General features: G+C 66.4%; 13 protein-coding genes. 6 read left to right on the forward strand and 7 right to left on the reverse strand.

What is annotated here, in order from left to right:
• The first annotated feature begins 1 nt into the window (after position 1).
• The 5 genes from WDN01_13805 (at position 2) to WDN01_13825 (ending at position 5,479) form a co-directional block, all read left to right on the forward strand.
• Positions 2-1,570 (forward strand): AMP-binding protein, encoded by a 1,569-nt coding sequence (locus tag WDN01_13805; protein ID MEJ0027098.1) that lies wholly within the window; start codon positions 2-4, stop codon positions 1,568-1,570.
• A gap of 20 nt (positions 1,571-1,590) precedes the next feature.
• A complete protein-coding gene (locus WDN01_13810) occupies positions 1,591-2,475 on the forward strand; it encodes a TauD/TfdA family dioxygenase (GenBank protein ID MEJ0027099.1) in 885 nt (294 codons plus the stop codon).
• Between the two features lie 17 nt (positions 2,476-2,492).
• On the forward strand, positions 2,493-3,371 hold the full coding sequence (locus WDN01_13815) for an SDR family NAD(P)-dependent oxidoreductase (GenBank protein ID MEJ0027100.1): 879 nt from the start codon (positions 2,493-2,495) through the stop codon (positions 3,369-3,371).
• A complete protein-coding gene (locus WDN01_13820; GenBank protein MEJ0027101.1) occupies positions 3,371-4,102 on the forward strand; it encodes a glutathione S-transferase family protein in 732 nt (243 codons plus the stop codon). Before WDN01_13815 ends, WDN01_13820 begins: the two co-directional genes overlap by 1 nt.
• A gap of 75 nt (positions 4,103-4,177) precedes the next feature.
• Positions 4,178-5,479: an MFS transporter gene (locus WDN01_13825; protein ID MEJ0027102.1), complete on the forward strand. Its 1,302-nt coding sequence runs from the start codon at positions 4,178-4,180 to the stop codon at positions 5,477-5,479.
• Here WDN01_13825 and hpnK read toward each other — a convergent pair.
• The 4 genes from hpnK to WDN01_13845 form a co-directional block, all read right to left on the reverse strand.
• Positions 5,476-6,312: a hopanoid biosynthesis-associated protein HpnK gene (gene hpnK / locus WDN01_13830; GenBank protein ID MEJ0027103.1), complete on the reverse strand. Its 837-nt coding sequence runs from the start codon at positions 6,310-6,312 to the stop codon at positions 5,476-5,478. The genes WDN01_13825 and hpnK overlap by 4 nt on opposite strands.
• A complete protein-coding gene (gene hpnJ, locus WDN01_13835) occupies positions 6,306-7,730 on the reverse strand; it encodes a hopanoid biosynthesis associated radical SAM protein HpnJ (protein MEJ0027104.1) in 1,425 nt (474 codons plus the stop codon). The genes hpnK and hpnJ overlap by 7 nt, the downstream gene beginning before the upstream one ends.
• 8 nt (positions 7,731-7,738) lie before the next feature.
• The gene (gene hpnI / locus WDN01_13840) at positions 7,739-8,875 is read right to left on the reverse strand and encodes a bacteriohopanetetrol glucosamine biosynthesis glycosyltransferase HpnI (protein ID MEJ0027105.1); all 1,137 of its coding nucleotides are present in this window, start codon (positions 8,873-8,875) and stop codon (positions 7,739-7,741) included.
• 209 nt (positions 8,876-9,084) lie between these two features.
• Positions 9,085-9,588 (reverse strand): hypothetical protein, encoded by a 504-nt coding sequence (locus WDN01_13845; GenBank protein ID MEJ0027106.1) that lies wholly within the window; start codon positions 9,586-9,588, stop codon positions 9,085-9,087.
• Between the two features lie 292 nt (positions 9,589-9,880).
• Here WDN01_13845 and WDN01_13850 point away from each other — a divergent pair, with 292 nt between their 5' ends.
• Positions 9,881-10,273, forward strand: a complete 393-nt coding sequence (locus tag WDN01_13850; protein MEJ0027107.1) for a DUF3307 domain-containing protein — start codon at positions 9,881-9,883, stop codon at positions 10,271-10,273.
• A 6-nt stretch (positions 10,274-10,279) separates the two neighbouring features.
• On the opposite strand, the gene WDN01_13855 is transcribed toward WDN01_13850, so the two are convergent.
• From WDN01_13855 to WDN01_13865, 3 genes are read right to left on the reverse strand one after another with little or no spacing between them, the layout of a single operon-like run.
• A complete protein-coding gene (locus WDN01_13855) occupies positions 10,280-11,728 on the reverse strand; it encodes a mechanosensitive ion channel family protein (GenBank protein ID MEJ0027108.1) in 1,449 nt (482 codons plus the stop codon).
• Positions 11,725-13,731 (reverse strand): adenylate/guanylate cyclase domain-containing protein, encoded by a 2,007-nt coding sequence (locus tag WDN01_13860; GenBank protein MEJ0027109.1) that lies wholly within the window; start codon positions 13,729-13,731, stop codon positions 11,725-11,727. The genes WDN01_13855 and WDN01_13860 overlap by 4 nt, the downstream gene beginning before the upstream one ends.
• Entirely contained in the window at positions 13,728-14,417 is a 690-nt protein-coding gene (locus WDN01_13865) for a hypothetical protein (GenBank protein MEJ0027110.1), read from the reverse strand. The genes WDN01_13860 and WDN01_13865 overlap by 4 nt, the downstream gene beginning before the upstream one ends.

Genomic DNA, 14,417 nt, shown 5'->3' on the forward strand with positions numbered 1-14,417 from the left:
TATGAGAGCAATCGATTATTTCGACCGCGGCGTGGACATCGATCCCGAGCGGCTGGCGCTCGTCGAGGGCGACAAGAAGCTGACCTTTCGCGAGCTTCAGGACCTGACGTTCAAATTCGCCTCGGCGTTGCGCGTCAACGGCGTCAAGCGCCAGGAACCCATCGCCATCTACGGCCCCAATCATTGGGGCGTGCTGGTCTGCCTGCTCGGCCTGTGGCGCGCCGGCGAAAAATGGATTCCGGTCAACGCCCGCAACGGGCTGAGCGAGAACATCCAGTACATGAACTATGTCCGCGTCTCCTGGCTGTTCTACCATTCGCAATATCGCGACGAAGCCCGCGAGTTGGCCGCGAAGGTGCCCTCGATCCGCGGCATCGTCTGCATCGACGGGAACGACGATGGCCATCCCTCGCTCGAGGCCTTCCTGAAGGAAGGCGAGGCAAGCGCCTTCGTCGATGAGTGCGACGCCTTCTGCAATCTCGACGAGGTCGTCGGCATCTTCCCGACCGGCGGCACCACCGGTCCGTCCAAGGGCGTCAACGTCACCAATCTCGGCTGGGGCACGATGCAGGAGATGTGCGCCAATTTCTGGCGCCGCGACACGGCCGATCCGGTCTGCCTCGTCACCGCGCCGCTGACCCATGCGGCCGGCCCCGTGAGCAGCGCCTGCCTGAGCTTCGGCGCAACCATCGTCGTAATGCCGGGCTTCGACGCGGCGGACGTGCTGGAGAACATCCAGAAATACAAGGCGACGCATCTCTATCTGCCGCCGACCGCGCTCTATGCGCTGCTCGATCATCCGGGGCGCCACGACCACGACTATTCGAGTCTCAAGATCTTCCTGCTCGTCGGCTCGCCGGTCAGCCATGAGAAGCTGAAGCAGGCGGTCGAGACCTTCGGCGACTGCATGTGCCAGTGCTATGGCCAGGTGGAAAGCCCGCTGATCACGACCTGGCTGCCGCCCGAGATCGTCGCGGCCGCCGCGCGCGGCGATCATCCCGAGCGGCTCAAAAGCGCCGGCAAGCCGACCTATCCGGTGAGGGTCGGAATCATGGACGACGACGGCAATCTGCTGCCGCCGGGCGAGACCGGCGAGATCGTGGTGCGCGGCGCGCTCGTCAGCCATTCCTATTTCGAGCTGCCGGAGGCCACGGCCGAGGTGCGCCGCTTCGGCTGGCACCACACCGGCGACGTCGCCTATCGCGACAGGCACGGGTACGTCTTCATCGTCGACCGCAAGAAGGACATGGTCGTCACCGGCGGCTTCAACGTCTATTCGACCGAGGTCGAGGGCTGCGTGATGGAGATGAACTCCGTCGCGCAATGCGCCGTGATCGGCGTGCCGCATGAGAAATGGGGCGAGGCGATCAAGGCCGTCGTGGTGCGGGCGCAGGGCTCGAACGTCACCGAGGATGAGATCATCGCGCATTGCAAGGCGCGGCTGGGCGGCGTGAAGGCGCCGAAATCGGTCGACTTCTGGGACGACATCCCGAAGACCGCGAACAACAAGATGGACAAGAAGACGATCCGCTCGAAATACTGGGCGGGCGCGGAGCGAAACGTGCACTGACGTCGGTGGAGGACGCCGCCATGGCCATGGCTGTCAATCCGTTGCATCCCATCTTCGCCGCCGAGATCGTCGGCGCCGATCTGACCGCGCCGCCGGACGACGCACTCGTCCGCACCGTGGAAGACGCGATGGCGCGATACGCCGTCACGGTCATGCGCACCGACGGCATCTCCGACGACGACCACATCCGCTTCAGCCGCGCCTTCGGGCCGCTCGAACTGCCGCCCCGGCTAGGCCGCTTCAACGCCGCGCGGCGCCTGCGCGGCGAATTGTTCGACGCCTCCAATCTCGACGCGAAAGGCGAGATCATCCCCTACATGTCGGACGCCCGGAAGCTCGCCAAGGGCGCCGAGAAATTCCACAGCGACAGCTCCTTCAACAAGCTGCCGACCAAATGGTCGCTGCTGCTCGGCCATATCGTGCCGCCCGAAGGCGGCGACACCCATTTCATCGACACCCGTGCGGTCTACGACGCCCTGCCCGAGGCGACGCGCGACCGCATCGACGGGCTGACCGCGGTCCACGATTTCTGGCGCGGCCGCGAGCGCACCGGCCTGACCGGCGTCACGGAGGCGCAGCGCGCCGGCATGCCCTCCGTCATGCATCCGCTGGTGCGCACCATGCCCTATGGCCGCAAGGCGCTCTATGTCGGCGGCCATGCCGTCGGCCTCGTCGGCTGGCCCGACGACGAAGCCCTGGCGCTGATCGACGAGCTCTACGCCTTCGCCACCCAGGACAGATTCATTTATGTCCACAAATGGCGCCAGGGCGACCTGGTGATCTGGGACAATCGCTGCACCCTGCACCGCGCGACGCCGCTCGAATCCGACACATACAAGCGCGACGTGCGGCGCACGACCGTCAACGAATACGGCCCGGAAACCTCGGCGGACGCCGCCGCCTGAGCGCGCAAGGAGTGGGCATGGAAAACCTCGAAGGGAAATGCGCCTTCGTCACCGGCGGCGCGAGCGGGCTCGGCCTCGGCATCGCCTGGGCGCTGCTCGAAGCCGGAATGAAGGTTGCGATCGCCGATTTCCGGAAAGACCATATCGAGACCGCGCTGGCGTTCTTCGAATCGATCCAGCGGGGCCGCGACGTCGTCGCGGTCGAGCTGGACGTCACCGACCGCCCTCAATTCGCGCGCGCCGCCGATCAGGCCTTCGCCGCGCTCGGCAAGGTGCATGTGCTGGTGAACAATGCCGGTGTCGGCATTCTCGGGCCGGTCACGACCGCGACCTTCGCCGATTGGGATTTCGGCATCGACGTCAATCTCGGCGGCGTCGTCAACGGCATCGCCACCTTCCTGCCGCGCATGATCGCCCAGGGCGAGGGCGGCCACATCGTCACCACCTCCTCGATCTCGGCGCTGACGCCCTCGCCGCGCGATTCGGTGATATACGCCACGACCAAGGCCGCAACCCTCGCGATGGGCGAGGCGATGCGCGACGAGCTGGCCGATCACAAGATCGGCGTGTCTGTGCTGATGCCCGGTCCGTTCAAGACCAATATCCGCGAAGCCGGAAAGAACCGGCCGGCGCGCTATCAGACCGGCTCCGGCTATGGCGCGGTCGAGGAGCGGCTTTCCAGGCGCGAGGACGCGCCGGACTGGCTGGAGCCCATCGAGGCCGGCCGCATGGTGGTCGCCGCGATCCGCGAGGATCGCCTCTATGTGATCACCCATGGCGAGTTCAAAGGCTGGACGGAGTCGAAGTTCGAGGACATCCTCGCCGCCTTCCCGCCGCCGCGCGATCCCGAGCGCGCCAAGGCGATGGGCCGCCGCCGGCCCGTGCGGCCGGCGTGATGCTGGAGCTTTATCACGCCGAACCCGCGTCCAACAGTTTGAAGGTCCTCATCTGCCTGAAGGAGAAGGGCCTCGATTTCGTCAGCCACCTGATGGACATCCAGGCCTTCGAACAGCATGAGCCGGCGTTCCTCAAGATCAATCCCGACGGCCAGGTGCCGGTGCTGGTGCATGACGGAACGGTGGTCACCGAATCGACGGTGATCAACGAATATCTCGATCAGGTTTTCCCATCGCCGCCGCTGCGGCCCGAGAGCGCCATCGAAGCGGCGCGCATGCGCGCCTTCACCAAATATGTCGACGAGTATTTCCGCCCCGCCCTCAGCCAGATCGGCTGGCAGCTCATGATCCACGCCATCACCGACAAGCTCAGCCCCGAAGACTTCGAGGCCAGGCTCGCCCGCATCCCGCGCGAGGAGAAGCGCGAGAAGTGGCGCACCGCCGCGGCGCAGGGCTACACGCCGGAACAGATGGCGGCCTGGCGGCGCACGCTGGCGGAGGGCATCGGCAAGGCCGAAGCGGCGCTGAGGACGTCGCCCTGGCTCGCCGGTCCGCATTATTCGCTCGCCGACATCGCGATGTTTGCCATGGCCGCTCACATGCCGGCGCGTTTTTCCGACATTATGAGCGACACGGTGTCGCCCCGTTTCACGGAATGGCACGCGCGCATGAACGCGCGTCCCGCCGTGATCGCCGCGCTCGCGATGCCGACGCCGGTGCGTGGACGTTAAGATGGCGTCGCGCCGCGCGAGGCACTAACCTGCGGACCGAACAAACGCGCCGTGAAGGCGTTCAAAGGGGGCGGGATGACCGAGGATGTGCGCGCGCTGGTGCGCGAAGGGGCGATGACCCGTTTTCAGATCGTCGCCGTGGCGGTGTGCATGGCGATCAACGCACTCGACGGTTTCGACGTGCTGTCCATCGCCTTCACCGGCCCGCAGATCGCCAAGGAATGGCTGCTGCCGCCGACCGAGCTCGGCCTGCTCTTCAGTTCGGGCCTCGCCGGCATGATGGTCGGATCGCTCGTCCTGTCGCCCTTCGCCGACATCCTCGGCCGGCGCATCGTCGTGCTGGGCGGCCTCGCCATGATCACGGTCGGCATGCTGTTCTCCGGGCTGGCGCATAGCCTCACGGAGCTGGCGCTGCTGCGCGTCTTCACCGGGCTCGGCCTCGGCGCGCTGTTCTCCAGCATCAACACCATCGTGACGGAATACGCTTCCGACAAGCGCAAGAGCCTGGCGATCTCCATCATGGCGGTCGGCTATCCTATCGGCGCCACCATCGGCGGCACCATCGCGGTGTTCCTCATCGCCTATCACGGCTGGCGTTCGGTGTTCTTCTTCGGCGCGTCGATCTCCGCTTTGCTCATCCCCATCGCCTTCATCACGCTGCCGGAATCGCTCGAATTCCTGCTCGCCCGGCGGCCGCGCAACGCGCTGGCCCGGCTCAATCTCCTGCTGCGCCGGATGGGGCATCCCGCGCTGGCCGTCTTGCCGCAAGTCGCGACGGTCGAGGCCGAAAGCGTGTTCGCGGTGTTCGATCGCGCCTTCCTCTCGCGCACGGTTCTGATCGTCTCGGCCTATTTCCTCGCCATGCTGCCGTTCTATTTCATGCTGAACTGGACGCCGAAGGTGCTGGTCGACCAGGGCCTGTCGGTCTCGACCGGAATCTCCGGCGCGGTGGTGATGAACGGCGTCGGCGTCTTCGGCGGGCTGTTGTTCGGCATCATCGCCAACCTGGTCGGGCTGCGGCAGCTCACCTCGATCAGCATGGTGCTGTTCTTCGTCGCCATCGCCGGCTTCGGCGCGGTGGGCACGAACCTGACTCTGCTGCTGATCCTGGCGGCGGCGGTCGGCTTCTTCATGATCTCGATGATCAGCGGCCTCTACGCCATCGTCGGCGTGATGTATCCGGTGCGGGTGCGCAACACCGGCACCGGCCTGGTGCTCGGCATCGGCAGGCTCGGCGCGGTGACCGGGCCCTATCTCGGCGGCATGATGATCGCCGCGGGATGGTCGCGGCCGGTCTATTGTGCCGTGCTGGCCGCGCCGCTGCTGCTGTCGGCGATCCTCGTCCGCCGCGTACCGCTGCTCACAGACCCATCCTAGAAATCCGCGAAGCCGCCCTTCGCGATGCCGGCATTGCGGAACGCCGCGACCACGCGCGGCGCGACCAGCGCTGCCAGTTCGTCGGCATAGCGATAGCCGGGCGCCGAGCCGGGATAGGGTCCTGTCGCGGGATGCAGATAAAGCTCGCTCAGGCCTTCGGGCAGGTTCTCGATCAGCCCCAGCACCCGCGCCGGCGTCATCGCGCCGGACCAGGCAAGCCCGAACACCTGATCCGGCACGCGCATCCCCGCCGCGCGCAGCCGCGCCCGCGCCAGCATCGCCCAGGGCGCGGTGGCGAGCGCCGAAGGCAGCTTCGCTTTCGGATCGGCCTTGCGCAGCACGGCGTTGGGCTCCAGCGGCACGCGCATCGCGCGCAGGCCATGGGCCTTGCCGGCGCGCAGGATCGCCGAGGCGATCGTCGGATGCAGATGGAAATGCTTGTGTGTGTTGACGTGGTCGAGGGCGAGCCCGGTTGCGCGGAACGCATCGAACTGCGCCTCGATCTCGGCCAGGAGCTGGCGACGGACTTTCGGGCGGAAGAACATGTTCGCGGCCGATGCGGCCATGTCGCCGCGGAAATTTCCCGACGCGTCGACCAGGTCGGGCACCGCCGAGGCCGGCAGCGTCGGCCGGCCTTCGACCAGGACGACATGCAGCCCGACGCGCAGCCGCGGCAACGCCCGCGCCCGCTGGACCGCGTCGCCGGCCGCCGGCGCCGAGACCATCAGGCTCGCGGCGGTGAGGATGCCGTTGGCATGCGCCTCCTCGACCGCGTCGTTGACCTGGGCGGCGGCGCCGAAATCGTCGGCCGTGACGATGAGAGCCTTCAGGATACGATCATGTCTTCGCGGTTGCGCAGGAACTGGAAGAACTCCATGCCTTCGCGCAAGCGCCGCACCAGCATGTCGCGGCTGGTCAGCATCTCCTTGACGATCTCGATGATCTTGGACGGGCGGAAATAGAACTTCTTGTAGAAGTCCTCCACCGAATCGAAGATCTCGGTATGGCCGAGATGCGGATAGTTCAAGGGCGCGATCTGCGTGCCGTCGTCGGTCAGAAGGTCGACGTCCGACGCGAACCAGCCGTTCTCCTTGGCTTGGCGGTAGAGGAACGTCCCCGGATAGGGCGCCGCCAGCGACACCTGGATGGTGTGCGGGTTCACTTCCTTGGCGAACGCGAGCGTCTCCTGGATCGTCTCGCGGGTCTCGCCCGGCAGACCGAGGATGAAGGTGCCGTGCACCACGATGCCGAGCTCGTGGCAGTCCTTGGAGAAGCGCTTGGCGACGGGAACGAGCAGGCCCTTCTTGATGTTGTGCAGGATCTGCTGATTGCCGGATTCGTAGCCGACGAGAAGAAGCCTGAGCCCGTTCGCCTTCATCACCTCCAGCGTCTTGCGCGGCACGTTCGCCTTGGCGTTGCACGACCACACCACGTTCAGCGGTCCGAGAGCGCGGGCGAGCTGCTCCACGCGGTCGTGGTTGTCGGTCAGGGTGTCGTCGTCGAAGAATATCTCCTTCACCTCGGGGAAGTTCTCCTTGACGTACTTCACGTCCTGGACCACGCGGTCGATCGACATGAAGCGATATTTGTGCCCGCCGATGGTCTGCGGCCACAGGCAGAAGGTGCAGCGCGATTTGCAGCCGCGCCCGGTGTACCACGACATGTAGGGATGCAGCAGGTAGCCGCCGAAATACTGCTTCACGTCGAGCTGCTTGTAGAGCGGCAGCACCGACGGCAGCTTGTCCATGTCGACCAGGATCTCGCGCTCCGGATTGGAGACGATCTTGCGGTCGGCGTCGCGGTAGGTGAGGCCCGTGATGGTGGACCAGTCGGCGCCTTCGGCCAGCTCCTGGATCGTGAAGTCGTATTCGTTGCGCGCGACGAAATCGAGCGCGGCGCAGGCTTCCATGCTCTCGACCGGCTCGACCGCGACCTTGGCGCCGATGAAACCGATCTTGGCGGTGGGATTGATGGCGCGGATCATCGTCGCCGTCTTGCAGTCCGACTTGAAGCTGGGCGTTGACGTGTGGATCACGATCAGCTCATGCGTCTTCAGGTCCTCCTCGATGTCCTTGAAGGACAGGTTGTGCGGCGGCGCGTCGATGAGCTTTGAGCCCGGCACCATGGCGGCGGCCTGCGCCAGCCAGGTCGGGAACCAGAACGACTTCACCTCGCGCTTCATCTGGTAGCGCGCGCCGGCGCCGCCGTCATAGCCGTCGAAGGAGGGAGCCTGAAGAAAGAGCGCTTTCATACCAACCTCTACAATTGCGACATGGCACCGGAAGGTTCGACCTTCAAGCGGGTGCCGCGCCAGGCCACCTTCTGACCGAAAAACGAGGCCATGAAAACAGCCGCAGAGAGGGTGTCGCGGATCGGCAACAGCCAGTATGGCCCCGAAGCCGCGCCGAAGGCCTTTTCCACACGGCGCTTAAGGATAAAACGGGCGAACAAAGCCGCCGAGACCGCGGCGATTCCGGGGATACCCAGAACCGCCAGCGCCGCGAGCGCCACCGGTAGCGGAAAAGTCACGATAGTTCCCAGATGCGAGACCGGCCGCAGGATCCGCACCGTGCGGCTCCAGCGCAGCTCGTGGTGGAACAGGTCGCGCAGCGTCTCCTCGGTGCAGCGATGCGTCACCGCCATGGGCAGCACCCGCACGCGCATCCCGCGATGGCGGATGGCGCGGCCCATCTCATAGTCGTCCGCCAGGTAGTTCGAGAACGCGTCGAAGCCGCCGATCAGGTCGAGCGTGGTCTTGCGCAGCGCGATGGTCGAGCCGAGGCAGGCATCGGCGACGCCCCACCAGGTGCCGAAAATCATGTTCGGCAGGAATTCGTAGGACGTGCCCATCGCCGCCAGCGTCGACCAGGCGCTGGCGCCGGCGCGGCCGGTATAGGGACAGGTCACCGCGCCGATGCCGGGCTGCTGCAGCGCGCCGACCACGCGGCGCAGATAGTCGCGCGGCACCGCGATGTCGCTGTCGCTCAGCACCAGCGCGCCGTGCCTGGCGTGCTCCATCATGTTGATCAGGTTGCACACCTTGGCGTTGGAGCCGTAGCGGCGCGGATCGATCACCAATTCGATGTCGATGCCCGGGTGGCGCGCTTTCAGGTGATTGACCACGGCGATGGCCGGGTCGGCCGCGTCCTGCACGCCGAAGACGATCTGGATCGGCGCGGGATAGTCCTGCGCGAGGAAGGTATCGAGGTCCTCTTCGAGCCCGACCGAGTCGAAATGCAGCGGCTTGAGCAGCGTAACGGCCGGGAATTCGCCGGCCGAAGGTACCCGAACGGCGGCGAACCGCCCGACGATGCTGGCGGCCAGCAGCGTGTAGAGCGCGCCCGCCAGCGACAGCGCAACGAACAGCCAGCCCAGGCTATGCAACACGACATGCATGCGAACGCGCTCCGGCGACCCCGGCCCCCACCGAGATCGTGGCTACATTCGCATTTTCAAGGCGCTTAGTGAATTCTCCGCCATGGACCGGGGTTAATGCTGTCCCGGCAGAGAAAAGTCCGGAGCGGACCGACGCCGCTCCGGACTCGCGGACCACGACAGGCCGGCGGTCCCGCCGTTTCACAGGCCGGGACAACCGCGCGGCGCCGTTAGTCGTCCCCGGCGGGCGGCGGCGGCACCGCCGGCACGCTCTGCCAGGGATGCGTGCACGTCGCGACATACGGGTAGAACCCGGCCGGACTGTCGCAGCGATACCAATAGCCCGGCACGGCCGCCGGCGGCGGGACGCCGGCCGACGCGTCCGCGGGCGGCGCGTCGTCGTCGGGATAGTCTTCATAGTCGTCGTAATAGTACGGCGCGTAGGGATAGCCGTAGTACAAGGCGCCCAGACCGAGGCCGAATCCGAGGCCATAGCCGAAGCCGCCATAGCCATAATGGCCGCCGTAATGGCCACCGCCATGACCGCCGTAATGGCCTCCCCCATGGCCGCCGGAATGACCGCCGCCAAAATGTCCGCCACCGCCGAAATGCCCGCCGCCGAAGTGGCCGCCACCGCCACCACCGCCGCCGTGACCGCCGGCGGCCTGCGCAGCCCCGGCAAGTCCCGAAACGGACAAACCGACGGCAAACAGAATTGCTGTGAGCTTTCTCATCTTGCGGCCTCTCTAGCCAATGCAATCCCTCACCGCCGAGAGCTATGCAGGCATGGGCGTCCGTTCAACGCATGGCGACAGTCTGCGACACGCGTTTTGACGCGGCGAGCCGCTTTTTGGCGCCTTACATCGTACCGGGTCGATCTTTGGTGTCACCAGGTCATCCCTAGGATCGGCGCGGCGAAACCCAAGGATTGCCGCACTGCGGCATGTCCTTATGAGACTTATATTTGCCGCCGGCCGCGACATGCACTATTTCCAATCGCTGTCGGGCGCGCGAAAGGGGCGGGGAATGAGCCAGGACACGGCCCTGGCCTTGTGGGCGCTTCTGGCGCTGCAGGCCAAGCATTTCCTGTGCGATTTCGTGCTGCAGACCGAGTATCAGGTTCGCACCAAGGCGATCTACGGCCATCCCGGCGGCTTCGTCCATTCCGGCCTGCACATCCTGGGAACGATCCCGGCGCTGGTCATCCTGGGCGCGACGCTGCAGACCGCGGCGCTGGTCCTGATCGTGGAATTCGCCATCCACTATCACTGCGACTGGACGAAGGCTTTCGTCGACCGCGTCTATCGCTGGGGGCCGGCGGATCAGCGCTACTGGATCCTGTTCGGCACCGACCAATTCGTGCACCAGCTCACCTATCTCGGCATCGTCTATGTGCTGATCGCGGGCGTGGCGGGATGATCCCGGTCAAAGGGTGTGCGGTCCCGTCTCGGACCACAGCACGCGGCTGAAGAAGGTCTTCATCCGGGCCATCAGGTCCTTCTCGACGGCCGCCACATGGATGGTCTTCTGCGCGATCGCCGCGCGCTCCTGCTCGCGCCGCGCCAGCACATGGCTGAAGCGTTCCAGCAGGTTCGGCGACTTCTTGAGCAGTGCTTCTACCGGGTCCTTGGTGATCTCCAGCGCCCGCATCCGGGTCAGCGCCGTCACCGTCGCGTTGCGCGGCGCGCCCGTCATCAGCGACATCTCACCGACCACGTCGCCGGTCGCCAGCACCGCGACCTCGCGCGGATCGTTGTTCTGGCCGAGCACGCTGACCCGCGCCGCGCCCTCCAGGATGATGAACATCGACGAGGCGGCGTCGCCCTGCACCATCAGGTTCGCGCCGCGCGCGAACTCCACCGGGCGGCACAGCCGCGCGAGCTCGTGCGACTGCTCCTCGTCCAGCACCTTGCTGAACAGGCTGGCATGCTCCAGCGCGGCACGCATCTCGTTCTCGTCGATGACGAGATCGATGACCGGCTCCTTCACGATCTCGATCTGGGTGACCGGCATGGGCATGCGGTTCTGCAGGATGACGTCCTGCAGCGCCGCGATCATGATCGACTTGGCGGAGCCCGGCTCGATCTGGTCGGGAAAGAAATAGAACCGCACGTCGTAGAACATCGCGTCGTCGCCGAGCTTGGTCATGATGACGCTCGGCTCGGGCGTGCGCGCCAGGCCGGGGCGGCGCACCGCCTTGAACGCCTCGCCCAGGAGCATGTCGATCACCCGGTCCGAGGGCATGCGGTTGTCGATCGAGATGTCGACCGACAGGCGCTTGGCGTCCGCCGGCCGGCTGTGGTTCATCACCGCGTTGCTCGTCGCGATGTGATTGGGGACCATGAGGCGCCGCCCGTCGTCCAGCGCCAGGAAGGTCGAGCGCCAGGTCATGTGCGTGACGCGGCCGTAAACCGGCTCGGGAAGCTGGTCGGAATAGATCGTCAGCCAGTCGCCCAGCGAATAGGAACCGTCGAGATTGATCGCGAGGCCGGAGAACAGGTCCTGGATCGCGGTCTGCAGCGCGATGCCGAGCACGATGGCGGTCGCGCCGGACGCGGTGATGAAGCCGGTGAAGGAGAATCCCTCCTGCCACCACAGGCCCAGCGACAGACCGAGCAGGAACAGGGCGACCGTCAGGATGTCCTGGATGAGCGCCGGCGTCTCGCGATTGAGCCGGCGCTGCAGATAGCGCAGCCAGTAGAAATGCCGGATCAGCCCGTCGAGCAGGAGCGTGACGCCGACGATGATGGCGACGGCGAGGCCGCGCGCGATCTCGTCGATCACGTCCGGCGGAAGCTGGCCGCCCAGCAGCGACACGCCCCAGAAGCGGGCGATGAGGAGCACCACCAGGGCGATGACGGACCAGAAGATCATTTTTCGGTCATCTTGATCTTGATGCCGGTCTCGCCCTGCGCCAGCCGCTCGCGATAGAAATGCGCCAGCGGATCGTCGGGCCGCTCCTGGACAAGCGCGGCGAACAGGGACAGCGCGTCGGCATGGCCCTCGTGCGCCGCGTCATAGGCGCGCTGGTAGCGGCCGAGATAGCCCTCGCTATACGCGCCATCGTGCAACGGTTCCCACACGTCGAGCGCCTCCGTCTTGCCCTTGAGGATGACCGATCCGATCGGGCGGAACGCGATTCCCTCACATAGCATACGGGTGGCGCCGCTGACACAGAGCCGCGTGCCGAAGGTCTTGTTGAGGCCCTCCAGCCGCGAGGCGGCGTTCACCGCGTCGCCGGACGCGGTGTAGCTGAACTTGTCGCGCGAGCCGAAATTGCCGACCGACGGCGTGCCGGTATGGACGCCGATCCGCGTGATGCCGAGCGGAACGTTCTCCGCGTTCACCTTCGCGCGGAAACGCTCGGTGAAATCGTCCATCTCCAGCATGCAGCGGACGCATTTCGCGGCGTGTTCGTCGATGTCGACCGGGGCGTTGAAGATCGCGAACACCGCGTCGCCGATGAACTTGTCGACATAGCCCTGATGCGTCTTGATCGCCGCCGTCATGCCGTCGAGATAGTCGTTGAGCAGGCGCCCGACCTGCTGCGAATCGAGGCCCTCCGACATCGTGGTGAAGCCCTGGATGTCGCTGAACAGAAGGCTGACCTCGCGGCGCTCGCCGCCCAGCTTCAGCTTGGAGGGATCGTCCTCCAGTTCCTGCACCAGTTCGGGCGCCAGGTAGAGCGAAAAGGTGTTGTGGATGAAGGCGCGCTGGCGCCGCGCCGCCAGGCCGGTGATCGAATCGACCACCGCGAAGGACGCCGCCAGCGACAGCGTCGGCGCGATCAGCCCGATCAGCACGCCCGCCTTCTCGTAGAGCACGAAGACGCCGACATACCAGAGCGCGGCGATGAGCAGGGCGACCGCGCCGCCGCGCAGCCATAGCGACAGGTCGAGCAGCCCGAGCGCCGCCCCGACGCCGGCCAGGGCAAGCGTGATGAGGAAATCCTGCCACCAGGACAATTGCGGCGGATCGCGATGCTCGAGGAACTGCGCGATGCCGTAGGCGAGGATCTGGATGCCCGGCATGGTGGCGCGGGTGTCGGTGGGATCGGTGGCGAAGGGCGTGCGGTGCTGGTCCACCAGGCTCAGATTGGAGCCGATCAGCACGACCCGGCTGGCGAACATCGCGGCCGGCAGGATCTTGGGCGCCGGAATGCAGGCGGCTCCGACGCAGGCGGGAATTTCCGAGAACACCGGCTGGTTCTTGCCCGGCGGCGCGCGCCAGACGATCGGCACCTCCCTGTCCGGCGTTTCGACCCCGACGAGCTGCGCCGCGCGGCGCTGCACGCTCAGCAGGTATTCGCCCGACGAGGTCCTGCCGCCCGGCTCGATCCAGCGCGCGGTGTCGGTCTGGTCGGTGCCGAGGTTCGGCAGGGCGCGGACCCTGGGCGGCAGGAACGCGTTCATGTACGCGGTCTGCGCGTCGCTCACCTTGGTCCCGGCTTCGAAATAGCTGACGACGATGGGCGTCTTGATGCGGCGCAGCGCGGCGCGCAGCGCGTCGTCCTTGTCCGTCTCCGTCGGCTGGTCGAACAGATAGTCGAGCACGATGGCGCGGGGATGCCTGGCGTCGAGCGCCGTCAGCAGTTCGGCGAGGAAGCCGCGATTCATCGGCGAGCGGTAGGGAAAGTGCTGCATCACGCCCTCGTCCACCGCCAGGATGAGGATGTTGGGATCCTGCGGCTCGGGCGGCGACTGGAAGGCGATCTGCCAGTCCTGCACGAAGCGGTCGGCGCTGGTCAGGAACGAGATGTTGCCCACCATGAAGGCCGCCAGCAACGCGACCAGGATCGCGCTGGCGGCCGCGGTGAAGGCGTTGACGGCTTTCTTGTTGCGGGCAAGCGCCCTCAGGCGCTGGAACCGGGCATTCATTTCTTGGGACGGAGCAGTGCCTCTGCCTGGGCCTCGCAGCCCTTTTGCAGCATCCAGGCGGCGCGCATCTCGTCATTGGCGAGGCTGGACGGCACCGTGTTCATCGCCAGCGCGTATTCCGTGCCGGCATAGTTCACCACATAGGCCGCGCCGCCATGCACCGGCACGTCGGTCGTCACCTTGAGGCGGTCGAGCCCGACGGGCCAATCGGCCTTGGACTTCCAGCTCCGGTCCACCGGCATGACGGCGAGCGCGGTGGCCGTCTTGGCGTCCGGCCGCCAGAAGATGGGATCCTTGTTCTCCTGGATGCAGACATTGCCGCTGCGCGTGACGTCGACCAGCCAGGGTTCGGGCAGCGTGTTGGCCGCGCCGCCGCGCGTGACGCCGGCCTCGCCGGTGCGCGCGCTGCGCTCGGTGCCCAGCGCCGCCAGCGTGGCGCCCAGGCTCTTGCCGCCGCCGCCGGCCGAGGGCGGCTGGTTGTACGGTCCGTCGATGGAAAGCGTCGCGCCGCTGTCGGAGATCAGCGTGACGTGCTGGCCCTGCTTGAGCACCAGGGGCTTGGTCGAATCGATCGTGCTGCCCGGCGCCAGGCCGATGCCGCGCGCCTCGACGACGGTGAGATTGGCCGCCTGCGCCCCGCCCGCCGCCAGCGCCAGCACGGCGCCCAGAAGAATCCTCCGCCTCAT

Source organism: Rhizomicrobium sp. (assembly GCA_037200985.1).
GTDB lineage: Bacteria > Pseudomonadota > Alphaproteobacteria > Micropepsales > Micropepsaceae > Rhizomicrobium.

Excerpts from the sequence above, each read along its gene's own strand:
- WDN01_13815 (MEJ0027100.1), top strand. The coding sequence starts at position 2,493 with ATGGAAAACCTCGAAGGGAAATGCGCCTTCGTCACCGGCGGCGCGAGC.
- hpnI (MEJ0027105.1), bottom strand. The coding sequence starts at position 8,875 with ATGCATGTCGTGTTGCATAGCCTGGGCTGGCTGTTCGTTGCGCTGTCG.
- WDN01_13865 (MEJ0027110.1), bottom strand. The coding sequence starts at position 14,417 with ATGAGGCGGAGGATTCTTCTGGGCGCCGTGCTGGCGCTGGCGGCGGGC.
- WDN01_13825 (MEJ0027102.1), top strand. The coding sequence starts at position 4,178 with ATGACCGAGGATGTGCGCGCGCTGGTGCGCGAAGGGGCGATGACCCGT.
- WDN01_13855 (MEJ0027108.1), bottom strand. The coding sequence starts at position 11,728 with ATGATCTTCTGGTCCGTCATCGCCCTGGTGGTGCTCCTCATCGCCCGC.
- WDN01_13845 (MEJ0027106.1), bottom strand. The coding sequence starts at position 9,588 with ATGAGAAAGCTCACAGCAATTCTGTTTGCCGTCGGTTTGTCCGTTTCG.
- WDN01_13820 (MEJ0027101.1), top strand. The coding sequence starts at position 3,371 with ATGCTGGAGCTTTATCACGCCGAACCCGCGTCCAACAGTTTGAAGGTC.
- WDN01_13810 (MEJ0027099.1), top strand. The coding sequence starts at position 1,591 with ATGGCCATGGCTGTCAATCCGTTGCATCCCATCTTCGCCGCCGAGATC.
- WDN01_13805 (MEJ0027098.1), top strand. The coding sequence starts at position 2 with ATGAGAGCAATCGATTATTTCGACCGCGGCGTGGACATCGATCCCGAG.
- WDN01_13860 (MEJ0027109.1), bottom strand. The coding sequence starts at position 13,731 with ATGAATGCCCGGTTCCAGCGCCTGAGGGCGCTTGCCCGCAACAAGAAA.
- hpnJ (MEJ0027104.1), bottom strand. The coding sequence starts at position 7,730 with ATGAAAGCGCTCTTTCTTCAGGCTCCCTCCTTCGACGGCTATGACGGC.
- WDN01_13850 (MEJ0027107.1), top strand. The coding sequence starts at position 9,881 with ATGAGCCAGGACACGGCCCTGGCCTTGTGGGCGCTTCTGGCGCTGCAG.